We start from the raw sequence: 14,097 nt of genomic DNA on the forward strand, positions 1-14,097 counted from the left end.
GGTCGTGGAAGGTCCGGGGCCACACCCGGCGCTCGCTCAGCGGGCGCGGCTCGGCGAGCGGGGGGAACGGGGGCGCGAACCCGGTGGTGGACGGCGGCTCGTCGGCTTCCCGGGGGGTCGTGGTGGTGGTCGACTCGGACTGCTGCGTCATCGAGGAGGCTCCCATCGCCGAGCGTCGTCGCGGAGGTCGTCGAAGACCGACTTCACTTGGTTCAACGCGCGTTGCACGTGTGGCAGTTCCAACGGCGAGGGTGCGGTGAGACATTCCGCGCGCTCCTCGTCGCTCACGCCCAGCAGCGGGCCGGTGGACAGCCGCACGCGCAGGGCGCCGAGTTCGTCGCCGAAGCGGTGGCCGCCGGGTGCGGGCATGCCGAGGCGGGCGGCGAGGAAGTCCTCCAGTTCCTGCGCGTCGCCGACGCCGTGTCCGGCGAGCGCGGAGCGCAGCGGTCCGAGGTCGGCGTAGAGGTGACGGCCGGCCTGGGGCGGGCGGGCCAGGGCGCCCGCGGCGACGACGGCCGCGTGCACGGCGGCGGCCACGCGCGCGTGCAGGCGGACGGTGGCGGCCACACGCGCGGTGACCGGCTCGGGCTCGCCCAGCGCGTACACGGCCGGGGCGGCGACCGGGCCGGCGACGCGGGCGCCGAGGGCGGTCAGCACGTCGAGCACGCGCGCGTGCAGGTCGTTGCCGGCCTCGCCGGAAGGGAAGCGCGCCACGGCGGCCGGCCAGCCGGGCGGCAGCAGGGCGCCGGCCAGGTCGGTGACGACGGTGACCCGGTCGGGAAGCATCTCGGCGGGGCTGAGCAGCACGGTGTCGTGCGGGGCGTGCAGGGTGTCGCGCCAGGTCTCGTCGCTGACCAGGTGCAGCCCCTCGCCCGCGGCGGCCTCCAGGCAGGCGTGCAGCGCCTCGGGCGGGGCGACGGTGGCGGTGGGGTCGTCGGCGACGGACAGCACCAGCAGCCGCGGGTCACCGCCCTCGTCGCGCACCCGGCGGACGGTCTCCAGCAGCGCGTACGGGTCCGGGACGCCACCGCTCTCGGCGGGCGTCGCGACATGGAAGACGGGTCTTCCCAACAGGCGCGCGTACGGCGCCCACCAGGCCGCGCAGGGCCGGGGCACCAGGACGTCGCCGCCGAGCGCGGCGGTCAGGGCGAGCAGCAGGGCGGGGGCGCCGGGGCCGGCGGCCACGCGGTCGGGGCCGGCGGCGAGTCCGCGGCGCCCCCAGTAGCCGCAGGCGGCCTCGATGAGCGCGGGGCCGCCGCCGACGGGCTCGCTGTCGGCGCGGGCGGCCGACGCGGCGAGAACGGCGGCGAGTTCGGGCAGTACGGGCAGGCCGTCCTCGGGAAGGGGCGGCCCGAAACGGACGGGGCCGTGGCCTTCCGGGTCGGTCCGCGGCATCCCTACCTCCGTTGTGGACTGCTGGGCCGGCGCGGGGCGCGGCCCTGGGCTCGGAGTACCCAGTGAGCCGCCCGTCCATGGCGGCCGGACCGGGTTGCGCCCGTCACATGCGGCGGCCGGGGTCAGCGGCCGGTCACGGTGTCCCGGCGCCACAGCCGGTACGCGGCGGCGCCCAGCGCGCCCGCGATCAGGATGCCACCGGCGACCAGGGCGGGCACGGAGTCGGTGAAGGAACCGCCCTCACCGGCCCGTACGCCGCGCTGGATGACGGCGGGGTCGCAGGAGTCGGCGGAGTCGGCGGAGTCGGCGGAGTCGGCGGACTTCTCGCGGCACGGGTCGCTGTCCTCGCCAGGCCGGGTGACGCCCTGGCCGTCCTCGCCAGGCCGGGTGACGCCCTGGCCGTCCTCGCCGGGGCGGGTGACGCCCTGGCCGTCCTCGCCGGGGCGGGTGACGCCCTGGACGTCGCCGGGCGGAGTGACGGCTTGGCCGTCTTCGCCGGGCGGAGTGACGGCTGCTTCGTCGTCGCCCGGCGGGATGATGCCCGCGCCGTCGCCGGCGGGCCGGCTGTCCGCTCCGCCGCCCGCGCCGTCGCCGGCGGGCCGGGTATCGCCCGCACCGCCCGCGCCCTCGCCGGCGGGCCGGGTATCGCCCGCACCGCCCGCGCCGTCGCCGCGGTTCACATGGAACGAGGCGCTCCACGCCTTGCCCTGTGCGCCGGGGGCCGCCGGGCAGGTGCCGTCGACGGTCCAGGGCGAGTCCTGGGTGGCCGCGTCAGGGGCGTCGGCCGTGAGGGTGTCGGCGGCGGCGAGACGGGCGGCGCCGCGGTAGGCGGTGCGCGCGGGGGCGGTCGCCCCGTCCTCTCCCGGAACCCGCTGGAGCTGGACGGTGCCGTCCTCGAAGGCCTGCGAGGTCGCTTCCAGCGTCGCGGGGGCGGGGCCGCCGGTGGGCTCACAGGTCACCGAGACGGTGACGCTGCCGCCCGGCGAGCCGGTGGCCGGGCTGACCTCCGCGGCCGGGTCCGCGAGAGCGGCCGAGGCGGCGAAGCCGACCACCGCACTGGCCAGGGCCGCGGCGGACAGGACACGGGCGGTGCTGCGCATGGGGTGGGCTCCTTCGAGCGACGACTGCGGGCGGGGCACGGTGGCCATGCCTCACAGCCATCACAGCCCGCCGCGCGCCACGCCGCGCGCGGCCGGACCCCATTCGCGGGACACCGGGGTCCGACCGGGTGACACCGGCGGCCGCCCCGAAGGACCCTCCCGCTCAACCGGACTCGCGCATGACCTCTTCGCGGACCCGGTCGCAGCACCGGCTGATCAGCCGGGACACGTGCATCTGCGAGATGCCGAGCTGCTCGGCGATGCGGCTCTGGGTCATGTCGCCGAAGAAGCGCATGTAGAGGATGGCCCGCTCGCGTTCGGGCAGGGCGGCCAGTTGGGGGGCGACGGCCTCGCGGTCCACCACCGTCTCCAGCGCCGGGTCGGCCGAGCCGAGCGCGTCGCTCAGGGAGTAGCCGTCCTCGCTGCCGGGCAGCTCGGCGTCGAGCGAGAGGGCCGTGAAGCTCTCCAGCGCCTCCAGGCCGGCCCGCACGTCCTCCTCGCTCATCTCGGCGTGCTCGGCGATCTCCGCCACGGTGGGCCTGCGCCCGGAGACGGTCTGGGAGAGGTCCTGGGTCGCGATCCGGACGCGGTTGCGCAGGTCCTGCACCCGGCGCGGCACGTGCAGGGTCCACATGTGGTCACGGAAGTGCCGCTTGATCTCGCCGGTGATGGTGGGCACGGCGTAGCTCTCGAAGGCGTTGCCGAGCGCGGGGTCGTACCGGTCCACGGCCTTGACCAGTCCGAGGGCCGCGACCTGGCGCAGGTCCTCGTAGCTCTCGCCGCGGCTGCGGAAACGGCCCGCGAGCCGTTCGGCCATCGGCAGCCAGGCCTCGACCACCCGTTCGCGCAAGCTCTCGCGCTGCGGGCCGGGAGGCAGCGAGGCGAGCCTGCGGAAGTCCTCGGCGGTATCGGGTGCGTCGTCGTGCGGGTGGTGCTTCGCGCTCACTCGGGTGGGCATGATGCGTCGCAACTCCTCAGAGGGTGCTCTGGGTTGGACGGTCACCGTGGAGTACGGCCGCGAGCTCGGGAACGGTCGCGGCCGGGGGCGGCGCGCTGCCGCTCCCACGGACGTGCCTCCGGTCCGAAGCACTGCAACTGCGCCTGCCCCCCGCCCCCTGCCGCAAACACCGCGCATGTTTTCCCCCGGCCCGCGGGGTGACTCGGTCAGCAGACGACCGCTGCCCGTTGACGTCACGGCCCGGGAGGTTCCCCAGATGAGCACCAAGGTCTCCGACCACATCCTGCAGAGGCTGCGCGAGTGGGGGGTGGACCACGTCTTCGGTTATCCGGGCGACGGCATCAACGGCCTGCTCGCCGCGTGGGGGCGGGCCGAGAACAAGCCCCGGTTCGTCCAGGCCCGGCACGAGGAGATGGCCGCGTTCGAGGCGGTCGGCTATGCCAAGTTCAGCGGCCGTCTCGGGGTGTGCGCGGCGACCTCGGGGCCCGGCGCCATCCACCTCCTGAACGGCCTGTACGACGCCAAGCTGGACCATGTCCCGGTGCTGGCGATCGTGGGGCAGACGCATCGCACGGCGATGGGCGGCTCCTACCAGCAGGAGGTCGACCTGCACACGCTGTTCAAGGACGTCGCCTCGGACTTCATCGAGACGGTGACGGTCCCCGAGCAGCTGCCCAACGTCATCGACCGCGCGATCCGCACCGCGTACGCGCGCCGCTCCCCCACCGCGATCATCGTCCCCGGTGACGTGCAGGAGCTCGACTACTCCGCTCCCACGCACGAGTTCAAGATGGTGCCCTCCAGCCTGGACCGCAGTTCCTGGACGGCGATTCCGTCCGAGGAGTCGGTGCGCCGGGCGGCGGAGATCCTCAACTCCGGTGACAAGGTGGCCATTCTGGTCGGCCAGGGCGCCGCGGGCGCGCGCGCCGAGGTCGAGCGGATCGCCGAACTGCTCGGCGCGGGGGTGGCGAAGGCGCTGCTCGGCAAGGACGTCCTCAGCGACGAACTCCCGTACGTCACCGGCTCGATCGGCCTGCTGGGCACCCGTCCGTCGTACGAGCTGATGCGGGACTGCGACACCCTGCTCACCATCGGATCGTCCTTCCCGTACACGCAGTTCCTGCCGGAGTTCGGCAAGGCGCGCGGGGTGCAGATCGACATCGACCCGCACATGGTCGGGATGCGCTATCCGTACGAGGTGAACCTCGTCGGCGACGCGAAGGCGACCCTGGAGCGGCTGATCCCGCTGATCGAGGAGGGTCGCGGGCGCGAGTGGTACGACACGGTGTGCGCCAACGTCACGCGCTGGCGCGATGTGATGGACCGCCGGGCGCAGCTCTCGGCGGACCCGATCAACCCCGAGTACGTGGCGCACGTGCTCGATCCGCTGCTGCCGGACGACGCGATCGTGACGTCCGACTCGGGCTCGACGGCGAACTGGTACGCGCGGCACCTGACGATGCGGGGCACCTTGCGCGGCTCCCTGTCCGGCACGCTCGCGACGATGGGCCCCGGGGTGCCGTACGCGATCGGTGCGAAGTTCGCCCATCCGGACCGTCCGGCGATCGCGCTGGTCGGGGACGGCGCGATGCAGATGAACGGTCTGGCGGAGCTGATCACGGCCGCCAAGTACCGGGATCTGTGGGAGGACCCGCGGCTGATCGTGGCCGTGTGGAACAACCAGGACCTCAACCAGGTGACGTGGGAGATGCGGGCCATGGAGGGTGCCCCGTCGTTCCTGCCCTCGCAGGCGATCCCGGACGTGCAGTACGCGGCGTTCGCCCGCTCGCTGGGGCTGACCGGGATCCGGGTCGAGAAGCCGGAGGACGTCGAGGCGGCCTGGCGGGCCGGTCTGGAGGCGGACGGTCCCGCGGTGCTGGAGTTCCTGACCGACCCGGCGGTGCCGCCGGTCCCGCCGCACGCCACGTGGGAGCAGATGGAGGCGACGGCCGCCTCGATCCTGAAGGGCGACGCGGACCGCTCGTCCATGGTCAAGCAGGGCTTCAAGGCGAAGGTGCAGGAGTTCCTGCCGGGCCGGGAGAAGAAGAGCTAGGCCGCCGGGCCCGAGGGCGCGGGCGGGTGCTTCCTGGCGGCGACCGCCCGGGCCGGGCCCCGGCTCGGCGGCATCCTGAGCGGCAGCGTCGCACCCAGGGGGCCGGCCGGGGGGTCCTCGCTCCGGTCGGTCTTCCTCGTCGGCAGCAGAAGCTCCTCGTAACGGCCCAGTGCGAGCACCACGCCGAGCATGAGGAGCGGGATGATCACGGCGAGCAGTGGCATGGCCGTCCTCCCTCTCCGGGGCGTGGGGGGTCAGCTCCGGGTCTCCCGGGGTTCGCCGCGCAAACCCCGTGTCGGCCTCCGGTCCTCGGGTACGCGGTGCCCACTCGCGAAGATCTGGAGGGACCACTCATGCAGCGAGGAAGTGACCGGCTGAGCGTCCACCGCGACGAGGAGATGAAGCACGAGCTCCAGGGGCTGCTCCGGTCCGGGCGCCCCACGCGGACGGAGGAATGGCACGATCCGGAGCCCACCGCCGACGACGACCCGGAGGTCGCGGGCGGCCCCGTCGCGAACACCGCGTCCCTGGCCAGGGTCCGCACCGAACTGGCGCGCCATCTGAACCGCCACGTGTTCCCCGCGGGCCCCCGGGAACTGACCGCAGCCCTGCGCCAGGCGCACGCGCCCGACACCCTGACCGAGCGGGTGGACCACCTGCCCGGGTCGGCGCGCTACACGACGGTCCAGCAGCTGGCCGAGGCGGTCGTCGAGGCCGGGCGAGAGCGGTAGCCGTAGCGATGGCGGTCGCGGGGTTCCGGCGGCCGGGAAGCGGAGGAAGGCCCACTGTGATGGCTGATTTCGTCAGGGAGGTCATGACGCCGGGCGTGGTCGCCGTCCGCCCGGACGCGTCACTCGTCGAGGCGGCGCAGCTGATGCGCGCGCAGGACATCGGCGACGTGGTCGTCGCCGACGGCCAGCGGATCGTCGGCGTGCTCACCGACCGTGACATCACGGTGCGGGCGGTCGCGGAGGGCGTCGACCCGCTGACGGTGAGCGCCCGGTCCGTGTGCACCCCGGACCCGGTGATGGTCGCTCCCGACGACCCCGTCGAGACGGCCGTCGCGCTGATGCGCACGCACGCCGTACGCCGGCTGCCGGTCGTCGAGAACGGTCTGCCGGTCGGTGTGGTCACCCTCGGCGACCTCGCCGAGGCCGAGGACCCGGACTCGGCGCTGGCCGAGATCAGCCGGGCCGAACCCGACGACGGGGGCACCGTATGACCCGCGGCCGCGCCGCAGACATCACCGCAGGCACCAGCACGGTCGACGTCGCCGACGTCACCACCCGGTATCTCCTCTACGGACTGCTGCCCGGCTGGTTCGTACCCGGCCTCGCCGACTGGGCGATGCACCGCCGCACCCGCATCGAGGACACGGCGGGCACCAAGGAATCGCTGATCCTCCCCCACTGCCAAAAGCGTGGGGGGACCCCCACGCTGATGATGGCCGAGATCGGCGTCCCCATCGCGCTGACCCTGCGCTACGAGGTCAACCCGCTGCTCCTGTCGGTGCAGTTGGGCGGCGCCGCGGTGCACGAGGCGACCGCGCTGTGGGACGTGCGGACGGCCGTCGACAGCGACCGCGAGGTCAAGCCGGTCGAGCAGCACATCCACAGTTTCCTGAAGTCGCTGCCCTTCGGCGCGCTGGCCGCCCTGATGTGCCTGCACGCCGACCAGGTGACGTCGCTGTTGCGCGGGGGCGGTGGTGACGCCGACGCGTGGCGGCTGGTGCCCCGACGCCGGCCCCTGTCCCGCGGCTACCTCGCCGGTATCGCCGCGGCCATCGGCACCTGTGTGGTGCTGCCGTACGGCGAGGAACTCCTGCGCTGCGTGCGCACGGGTCGCCGTAACCGCAAACGCGCCTCGGACCGAGCGACGTGGCGCACGAGGAAAGGACGTTGAACATCATGCGTATCGCATTCCTGACCGCCCCCGAGGGCGTCGAGCAGATCGAGCTGACCGATCCGTGGCAGGCGGCCAAGGACGCCGGACACGAGCCCGTGCTGGTGTCGACGCAGTCCGGTGAGGTCCAGGCCTTCAACCACCTCGACAAGGCGGACACCTTCCCCGTGGACGAGGTCGTCGGCGAGGCATCGGCCGGCTCGTTCGGCGCGCTGGTGCTGCCCGGCGGCGTGGCCAACCCCGACTTCCTGCGCATGGACGACAAGGCCGTGTCGTTCGTGCGGGACTTCTTCGAGCAGGGCCGCCCGGTCGCGGCGATCTGCCACGCCCCGTGGACCCTGGTCGAGGCGGACGTCGTGCGCGGCCGCACCCTCACCTCGTGGCCGAGCCTGCGGACCGACATCCGCAACGCGGGCGGCACCTGGGTGGACGAGCAGGTGAAGATCGACGACAACGGCGGCAACAAGCTGATCACCAGCCGCAAGCCGGACGATCTCAAGGCGTTCTGCGAGGCCTTCCTGCACGTCTTCTCCGAGGGGGCCGGCTGATGGGTGCCCCGGGCGAGGACCGCAAGCAGCACCAGCGCGAGGCCTTCCACGCGGACGACCCTGCCGCCGGGCCGCTCACCACCGACCAGGGTGTGGAGGTCGACCACACCGACGACTCACTGGCCGCGGGTGAGCGTGGGCCGACCTTGATGGAGGACTTCCACTTCCGGGAGAAGCTCACCCATTTCGACCACGAGCGGATCCCGGAGCGGGTGGTGCATGCCCGGGGAGCGGGCGCGTACGGCTACTTCGAACCGTACGAGTCCTGCGCCGAGTTCACCCGTGCCGCCTTTCTGCAGGACCCTTCGGTGCGCACGCCGGTCTTCGTCAGGTTCTCCACCGTGCAGGGCCCGAAGGGCTCGGCGGACACCGTGCGGGACGTGCGCGGCTTCGCGACCAAGTTCTACACGTCGGAGGGCAATTACGACCTCGTCGGGAACAACTTCCCCGTCTTCTTCATCCAGGACGGCATCAAGTTCCCCGACTTCGTGCACGCGGTCAAGCCCGAGCCGCACAACGACATCCCGACCGGCGCCTCCGCGCACGACACCCTGTGGGACTTCGTGTCGCTGCAGCCGGAGACCCTGCACGCCATCATGTGGCTGATGTCGGACCGGGCGATCCCGCGCAGCTACCGCATGATGCAGGGCTTCGGCGTGCACACCTTCCGGTTCGTGAACGCGGCGGGCCGCGGCACGTTCGTGAAGTTCCACTGGAAGCCGAAGCTGGGCGTGCACTCGCTGGTGTGGGACGAGGCGCAGGAGTGCCAGGGCCGTGACCCGGACTTCAACCGGCGCGACCTGTGGGACGCGATCGAGGCCGGCGAGTACCCGGAGTGGGAGCTGGGCGTGCAACTGGTGCCGGAGGAGGACGAGTTCGCCTTCGACTTCGACCTGCTCGACGCCACGAAGATCATTCCCGAGGAGCAGGTGCCGGTCCGGCCGATCGGCCGGATGGTGCTCGACCGCAACCCGGAGAATTTCTTCGCCGAGACCGAGCAGGTCGCCTTCCACACCGGCAACGTCGTGCCCGGCATCGACTTCACCAACGACCCGCTGCTGCAGGCCCGCAACTTCTCCTACCTGGACACGCAGTTGATCCGGCTGGGCGGCCCGAACTTCACGCAGATCCCGGTCAACCGGCCCGTGGCGCCGGTGCGCACCAACCAGCGCGACGGCTACCACCAGAGCGCCATCCATCGGGGCACGAACTACTTCCCGAACTCGCTCGGCGGCGGCTGCCCCGCGCACGCCGGAGTAGACGGGCACGCGTACACCCTCCCCCACGCTCGAACAGACTCACGCGGGGGCACCCCCTTCGCGGAGCGGGTCGACGGCGCCAAGATCCGCAAACGGAGCGAGAGTTTCAAGGACCACTACAGCCAGGCCGCGCTGTTCTTCCACAGCATGACCGACTGGGAGAAGCAGCACATCGTCGACGCCTACCGGTTCGAGCTCGGCAAGGTCGGGGCGATGACGGTACGGGCCCGTACGGTCGAGCAACTCGCCAAGGTGGACGGGGAGTTGGCGGCTGCCGTGGCCCGCGGCATCGGTGTTCCGGAACCGGCCGGGCAGGAGACGCCGTACAAGCAGGAGTCCCCGGCGCTGAGCCTTCAGGCACTGCGCGGCGACGGCTCGATCCGCACCCGGCAGATCGCGGTCCTGGTCACCGACGGCGTCGACGCGGCGCAGGTGACCTCGGTGCGGGAGACGCTGGCCGCCGAGGGCGCGATCGTCGAGGCGCTCGCTCCGGCCGACGGCACCGTCACGGGCGCCGACGGGGAGACGTACGCGGTGGACCGGGCGCTGCCGACGGTCGCCTCCGTGCTGTACGACGCCGTGCTGGTGCCCGGCGGTCCGGACGGGACGCCGCCGGTGGCCGAGGACCCGGACGCGCTGCGCTTCGTGCGGAGCGCCTATCTGCACGGCAAGCCGGTGGGCGCGCTCGGCTCGGGCGTGGAGGTGCTGTCCGTCCTCCAGCCCCAGGGCGTCGAGCTGTCCACCGGCTCGCGGGGCGTGATCGCCGACCGGGGTGTGGTGACGGACGCGTCGCCGGGTCCCGCCGGCGCGGAGTTCGCACGGGCGTTCGTCGACGCGATCGCGGCGCACCGGCACCGGGACCGGCCTCCGGTGCGCCACTGACCGGTGCGGTCGGGCGTCCGGTCGCGCGTCAGGAGCGGGGAGTCACCGACTCCCCGCTCTGGCGTTCCCGGGCGCCTTCGCGGGTGCGGCCCGCGGCCACCATGCGCTGGGGGTTGCGGCGCAGATACTCGCCCTCCAGCTCGGCCATGCGGTCGTTGTGGGCCCGGAGCGCGTCGCTCGAGCCGTACAGCAGCGTGTCGTGGCGCGTGCGGTGGATCGTCTCCAGCTCCTTCATGAGCTGCTGGTCGTCCAGCCTGCTGGCGTCGACTCCGGTCATGGTGGTGATCCGCTCGTCGTGTTCGTCCATGCGGTCCGGGTACCCGCCCGGCAGCAACAACCCCAAGCGGCATCCGGGAGGGAGCCATGGATCTCGCCTTTCTGCATCCACTCTACGAACATCCGGGCCCTTGGGCCTCCGTGTACGTGGACACGTCCCGGCACTCGGAGGCCACTCCCCACGAGCGCCATCTGACGGCCGTGGCACTGGCCCGCGACCTGGACCGGCAGGGCGCCGACGAGGCCACCTGCCGGGCGGTGCGCGAGGCGCTGGAAGAGCTGCGGCACTCCTCCGAACCGAACGGCCGGGCCGTGTTCGCCCGGGCCGGCGAGGTGGTCCTCGATCCTCCGCTGGCCCGTCCCCCGCAGCGGGACCATGCCGTGTGGGCGCCCCTGCCGCACGCCGCTCCCCTGCTGGAGCTGGCCGGCGAGGACCCGGTGTGCGTGGTGGCGTACATCGACCGCAAGGGCGCCGACCTGGAGCTGCGCAGCTCGCTCGGGAGCGAGGACGCCGGCTCGGTCACCGGGCGGCAGTGGCCGGTGCACCGTACGAGCACGGTGGACTGGTCGGAGCGGCACTTCCAGCTGAAGGTGGAGAACACCTGGGAGCACAACGCGGCCGAGATCGCCGAGGCCGTCGCCGCCTGCCAGGAGGAGACCCGGGCCGACCTGCTGATCCTGGTGGGTGACGACCGGGAGCGGCGGTCGGTGCACGAGCGGCTGCCGGCGCATCTGAAGGACCTGGCCGTCGAAGCCTCGCACGGCACCGGCAGCAGGCTGCTGGACGAGGAGGTCGAGCAGGCGCGCGCGGATCACGTACGGCAGCGGGCCGAGCGGGAGCTGGAACGGTTCCTGGCTGCCCGCGAACCGGACGGCGAGGGCCGCGCGGCGGCCGTGGAGGGCGTGCCCGCGCTGGTGGAGGCCGCCCGCGAGCACCGCATCGACGAGCTGCTGATCCGCCCGGACGGCCCCGACGCGCACCGCGAGGTGTGGATCGGCGAGGACCCGGACCAGCTCGCCGTCCGTCGCACGGATCTCAAGATCCTGGGCGAACAGCACTCGTGGCCGGCCCGCGCGGACGACGCGCTGATCCGGTCGGCGGTCGCCACCGGGGCCCCGGCACTGTCGGTGACCCCGGCGCAGGGGCGGGAGGCCCCGGTGGGCGGACTGGGGGCGCTGCTCAGGTGGACGTGAGCGCGGCCCACCGCGCCCGCTCCACCCTCCGGCGGCCTAGCGTGCCCGCTCCACCCTCCGCTCGTCCCACACCGCTTCCGGTGTCTCCCGGACGCGTCCGTCGCTGCCGAAGACCAGATAGCGGTCGAACGAGCGCGCGAACCAGCGGTCGTGGGTGACCGCGAGCACCGTTCCGTCGAAGGCCTCCAGGCCCTCCTGGAGCGCCTCCGCGGACTCCAGGTCGAGGTTGTCGGTCGGCTCGTCGAGCAACAGGGCCGTCACGCCCTGCAGCTCGAGGAGCAGGATCTGGAAGCGGGCCTGCTGGCCGCCGGAGAGCCGGTCGAAGGCCTGTTCGGCCTGGCCGGTCAGCTCGTAGCGGCGCAGCCGGGACATCGCCGCGCCCCGGTCCTGGGAGTGCTCCTGCCACAGGATGTCCAGCAGGGTGCGGCCCTGGAGCTCGGGGTGGGCGTGGGTCTGGGCGAAGTGCCCGGGCACCACGCGCGCCCCGAGCTTCCACTCCCCCGAGTGCGCCACGTCCTCGCCGGCCAGCAGCCGCAGGAAGTGCGACTTGCCGGAGCCGTTGGAGCCGAGGACGGCGACCCGTTCGCCGTAGAAGACCTCCAGGTCGAAGGGCTTCATCAGCCCGGTCAGCTCGAGTTGCTTGCAGGTCACGGCCCTTACGCCGGTACGACCGCCCTTGAGCCGCATGGTGATGTCCTGCTCGCGCGGCGGCTCGGGCGGCGGTCCCGCCTCCTCGAACTTCCTGAGCCGGGTCTGCGCGGCCTGGTAGCGGGTGGCCAGTTCATGGCTGACGGTGGCCGCCTGACGGAGGTTCAGCACCAGCTTCTTCAGCTGGGCGTGCTTCTCGTCCCAGCGGCGGCGCAACTCCTCGAACCGCGCGAAGCGTTCACGCCGGGCGTCGTGGTAGGTGGCGAAGCCGCCGCCGTGCACCCAGGCGTCGGCACCGGCGGGGCCCGGCTCCACGGAGACGATCTTCTCGGCGGCCCGCGAGAGGAGTTCACGGTCGTGGGAGACGAAGAGCACCGTCTTGCGGGTCTCCTTCAGCCGCTCCTCCAGCCAGCGCTTGCCGGGCACGTCCAGGTAGTTGTCGGGCTCGTCGAGCAGCAGCACCTCGTCGGTGCCGCGCAGCAGCGCCTCCAGCACCAGCCGCTTCTGCTCACCGCCGGACAGCGTGCGCACCTGCCGGAACTGCGCCTTCTCGTACGGCACCCCGAGCGCGGCCGTGGTGCACATGTCCCACAGCGTCTCGGCCTCGTACCCCCGCGCCTCGGCCCAGTCGGCGAGCGCCTGCGCGTAGGTCAGCTGGGCGGCCTCGTCGTCGACGGTCATGATGGCGTGCTCGGCCCGGTCGACGGCCTGCGCGGCCTCGCGGATCCGGGGCGGCGCCACCGACACCAGCAGGTCCCGCACGGTCGTCTCGTCCCGTACGGACCCGACGAACTGCCGCATCACGCCGAGCCCGCCGCTGACGGTGACGGTGCCGCCGTGCGGCTTCAGCTCGCCGGAGATCAGCCGCAGCAGGGTGGTCTTCCCCGCGCCGTTGGGGCCCACCAGGGCCACGGCGGCCCCTTCCCCCACCCGGAAGGACACATCGCCGAGCAGCGCCCTCCCGTCGGGGAGGTGGTACTCGAGATGCGCGGCTTCCAGATGTCCCATGAGGAGGCATTCTGCGGGCGACCGGCGGGGCGGGGCAAACCCTTATCGCACGTCGTCGACGGACTGTCCGGCGGGACCGCTGTCGCCGCTGGGAGCGACGACGGCCCCCGCCCACGACAACGCCTTCCACCCGTCCGAGGGCGAGCCCTCCAGGATCACCACACCGGTGTTGCGCAGGGGGTGGGCCGCGGCGAACGGCACGTCGACGTTGTCCGCGCGGACGGCCGTCCACATCCGGATCGCCGCGCCGTGGCTGACCATGGCGACCGTGCGGGCCCCGCTGCCGGCGGCCTCCGCGACCACCGCGTCGTAGCGCGCCAGCGCCTCCTCGCCCGTCTCGCCGCCCGGCATCCGCAGCGCCGTGTCCCCGTCGGCCCAGGCGAACACCGTCTTCATGTACAGCTCGCCCTGCTCCGTGTCCCCGGGCAGCATCTCCAGCTCCCCCGCGGACAGCTCCCGGATCCCGTCCCGGACCAGGACCTCCAGGCCCCGTGCGGCGGCCAGCGGCGCGGCGGTGAGCTGCGTACGCACCAGCGTGGAGGCGTACAGGGCCTCGATGTCCTCGTCGGCCAGGGCCTCCGGCAGCGCCGCGGCCTGCCGCTCGCCCAGTGGGGTCAGGCCCGGTCCCGGGACGGCCGTGTCCAGCAGATTGCCGACATTGCTGGGGGTCTGGCCGTGACGTACGAGGAGCAGACGCATTCAGGGACCCTCCGGGCTCGGCGATCGCCCGCGGAACGGGAAACGGGCACTTCAGGGTAACCGCCGCGACTCACACCTCCTCTCGACTGACGTAGCGTCAGTCCATATCGCAATACGCAGGTCTCACATTCCGACATGCGGGCGTACCGTTGTGCGTACCGGCAAGCCGTCGAAC

The 14,097-nt window shown here is 72.9% G+C and carries 14 protein-coding genes; 7 read left to right on the top strand and 7 right to left on the bottom strand.

Annotated features, from left to right (window positions below):
* Positions 1-147 precede the first annotated feature (147 nt).
* From GRC12_RS16735 to GRC12_RS16745, 3 genes are all read right to left on the bottom strand, one after another.
* Positions 148-1,395 (bottom strand): aminotransferase class I/II-fold pyridoxal phosphate-dependent enzyme, encoded by a 1,248-nt coding sequence (locus tag GRC12_RS16735; protein ID WP_208780087.1) that lies wholly within the window; start codon positions 1,393-1,395, stop codon positions 148-150.
* A gap of 122 nt (positions 1,396-1,517) precedes the next feature.
* Positions 1,518-2,495: a hypothetical protein gene (locus GRC12_RS16740; protein WP_208780115.1), complete on the bottom strand. Its 978-nt coding sequence runs from the start codon at positions 2,493-2,495 to the stop codon at positions 1,518-1,520.
* Between the two features lie 163 nt (positions 2,496-2,658).
* Positions 2,659-3,453, bottom strand: a complete 795-nt coding sequence (locus GRC12_RS16745) for an RNA polymerase sigma factor SigF (protein ID WP_208780088.1) — start codon at positions 3,451-3,453, stop codon at positions 2,659-2,661.
* 256 nt (positions 3,454-3,709) lie between these two features.
* Between GRC12_RS16745 and GRC12_RS16750 the strand changes: the two genes are divergently transcribed.
* Positions 3,710-5,506: a thiamine pyrophosphate-requiring protein gene (locus GRC12_RS16750; RefSeq protein ID WP_208780089.1), complete on the top strand. Its 1,797-nt coding sequence runs from the start codon at positions 3,710-3,712 to the stop codon at positions 5,504-5,506.
* Here GRC12_RS16750 and GRC12_RS16755 read toward each other — a convergent pair.
* Entirely contained in the window at positions 5,503-5,730 is a 228-nt protein-coding gene (locus GRC12_RS16755) for a hypothetical protein (protein WP_208780116.1), read from the bottom strand. The two genes, GRC12_RS16750 and GRC12_RS16755, sit on opposite strands and share 4 nt — an antisense overlap.
* Before the next feature lie 129 nt (positions 5,731-5,859).
* Between GRC12_RS16755 and GRC12_RS16760 the strand changes: the two genes are divergently transcribed.
* Genes GRC12_RS16760 through GRC12_RS16780 form a run of 5 tightly spaced genes read left to right on the top strand, consistent with a single transcriptional unit; the run spans position 5,860 to position 10,097 of the window.
* Positions 5,860-6,237 (top strand): DUF2795 domain-containing protein, encoded by a 378-nt coding sequence (locus GRC12_RS16760; protein WP_208780090.1) that lies wholly within the window; start codon positions 5,860-5,862, stop codon positions 6,235-6,237.
* A gap of 59 nt (positions 6,238-6,296) precedes the next feature.
* On the top strand, positions 6,297-6,728 hold the full coding sequence (locus tag GRC12_RS16765; RefSeq protein WP_208780091.1) for a CBS domain-containing protein: 432 nt from the start codon (positions 6,297-6,299) through the stop codon (positions 6,726-6,728).
* Positions 6,725-7,408 carry a diguanylate cyclase gene (locus GRC12_RS16770; protein WP_208780092.1) on the top strand — a complete coding sequence of 228 codons (684 nt, stop codon included), beginning with the start codon at positions 6,725-6,727 and terminating at the stop codon, positions 7,406-7,408. The genes GRC12_RS16765 and GRC12_RS16770 overlap by 4 nt, the downstream gene beginning before the upstream one ends.
* A gap of 5 nt (positions 7,409-7,413) precedes the next feature.
* Positions 7,414-7,956: a type 1 glutamine amidotransferase domain-containing protein gene (locus tag GRC12_RS16775; protein WP_208780093.1), complete on the top strand. Its 543-nt coding sequence runs from the start codon at positions 7,414-7,416 to the stop codon at positions 7,954-7,956.
* Entirely contained in the window at positions 7,956-10,097 is a 2,142-nt protein-coding gene (locus GRC12_RS16780; RefSeq protein ID WP_208780094.1) for a catalase, read from the top strand. The genes GRC12_RS16775 and GRC12_RS16780 overlap by 1 nt, the downstream gene beginning before the upstream one ends.
* A gap of 28 nt (positions 10,098-10,125) precedes the next feature.
* On the opposite strand, the gene GRC12_RS16785 is transcribed toward GRC12_RS16780, so the two are convergent.
* The gene (locus tag GRC12_RS16785) at positions 10,126-10,404 is read right to left on the bottom strand and encodes a DUF6158 family protein (protein ID WP_133041858.1); all 279 of its coding nucleotides are present in this window, start codon (positions 10,402-10,404) and stop codon (positions 10,126-10,128) included.
* A gap of 56 nt (positions 10,405-10,460) precedes the next feature.
* On the opposite strand from GRC12_RS16785, the gene GRC12_RS16790 reads away from it, so the two are divergent.
* Positions 10,461-11,567 (top strand): baeRF2 domain-containing protein, encoded by a 1,107-nt coding sequence (locus tag GRC12_RS16790; RefSeq protein ID WP_208780095.1) that lies wholly within the window; start codon positions 10,461-10,463, stop codon positions 11,565-11,567.
* 36 nt (positions 11,568-11,603) lie between these two features.
* Here GRC12_RS16790 and GRC12_RS16795 read toward each other — a convergent pair whose 3' ends face one another.
* Together GRC12_RS16795 and GRC12_RS16800 are read right to left on the bottom strand one after the other, a co-directional pair.
* On the bottom strand, positions 11,604-13,223 hold the full coding sequence (locus tag GRC12_RS16795) for an ABC-F family ATP-binding cassette domain-containing protein (protein ID WP_208780096.1): 1,620 nt from the start codon (positions 13,221-13,223) through the stop codon (positions 11,604-11,606).
* A 42-nt stretch (positions 13,224-13,265) separates the two neighbouring features.
* The gene (locus tag GRC12_RS16800) at positions 13,266-13,922 is read right to left on the bottom strand and encodes a histidine phosphatase family protein (RefSeq protein ID WP_208780097.1); all 657 of its coding nucleotides are present in this window, start codon (positions 13,920-13,922) and stop codon (positions 13,266-13,268) included.
* Between the last annotated feature and the right edge of the window lie 175 nt (positions 13,923-14,097).

Source organism: Streptomyces griseorubiginosus (assembly GCF_017614965.1).
Taxonomy (GTDB): Bacteria; Actinomycetota; Actinomycetes; order Streptomycetales; family Streptomycetaceae; genus Streptomyces; species Streptomyces griseorubiginosus_B.

Coding starts and splice junctions, on each gene's coding strand:
- GRC12_RS16735 (WP_208780087.1), bottom strand. CDS start 1,395: ATGCCGCGGACCGACCCGGAAGGCCACGGCCCCGTCCGTTTCGGGCCG.
- GRC12_RS16740 (WP_208780115.1), bottom strand. CDS start 2,495: ATGCGCAGCACCGCCCGTGTCCTGTCCGCCGCGGCCCTGGCCAGTGCG.
- GRC12_RS16745 (WP_208780088.1), bottom strand. CDS start 3,453: ATGCCCACCCGAGTGAGCGCGAAGCACCACCCGCACGACGACGCACCC.
- GRC12_RS16750 (WP_208780089.1), top strand. CDS start 3,710: ATGAGCACCAAGGTCTCCGACCACATCCTGCAGAGGCTGCGCGAGTGG.
- GRC12_RS16755 (WP_208780116.1), bottom strand. CDS start 5,730: ATGCCACTGCTCGCCGTGATCATCCCGCTCCTCATGCTCGGCGTGGTG.
- GRC12_RS16760 (WP_208780090.1), top strand. CDS start 5,860: ATGCAGCGAGGAAGTGACCGGCTGAGCGTCCACCGCGACGAGGAGATG.
- GRC12_RS16765 (WP_208780091.1), top strand. CDS start 6,297: ATGGCTGATTTCGTCAGGGAGGTCATGACGCCGGGCGTGGTCGCCGTC.
- GRC12_RS16770 (WP_208780092.1), top strand. CDS start 6,725: ATGACCCGCGGCCGCGCCGCAGACATCACCGCAGGCACCAGCACGGTC.
- GRC12_RS16775 (WP_208780093.1), top strand. CDS start 7,414: ATGCGTATCGCATTCCTGACCGCCCCCGAGGGCGTCGAGCAGATCGAG.
- GRC12_RS16780 (WP_208780094.1), top strand. CDS start 7,956: ATGGGTGCCCCGGGCGAGGACCGCAAGCAGCACCAGCGCGAGGCCTTC.
- GRC12_RS16785 (WP_133041858.1), bottom strand. CDS start 10,404: ATGGACGAACACGACGAGCGGATCACCACCATGACCGGAGTCGACGCC.
- GRC12_RS16790 (WP_208780095.1), top strand. CDS start 10,461: ATGGATCTCGCCTTTCTGCATCCACTCTACGAACATCCGGGCCCTTGG.
- GRC12_RS16795 (WP_208780096.1), bottom strand. CDS start 13,223: ATGGGACATCTGGAAGCCGCGCATCTCGAGTACCACCTCCCCGACGGG.
- GRC12_RS16800 (WP_208780097.1), bottom strand. CDS start 13,922: ATGCGTCTGCTCCTCGTACGTCACGGCCAGACCCCCAGCAATGTCGGC.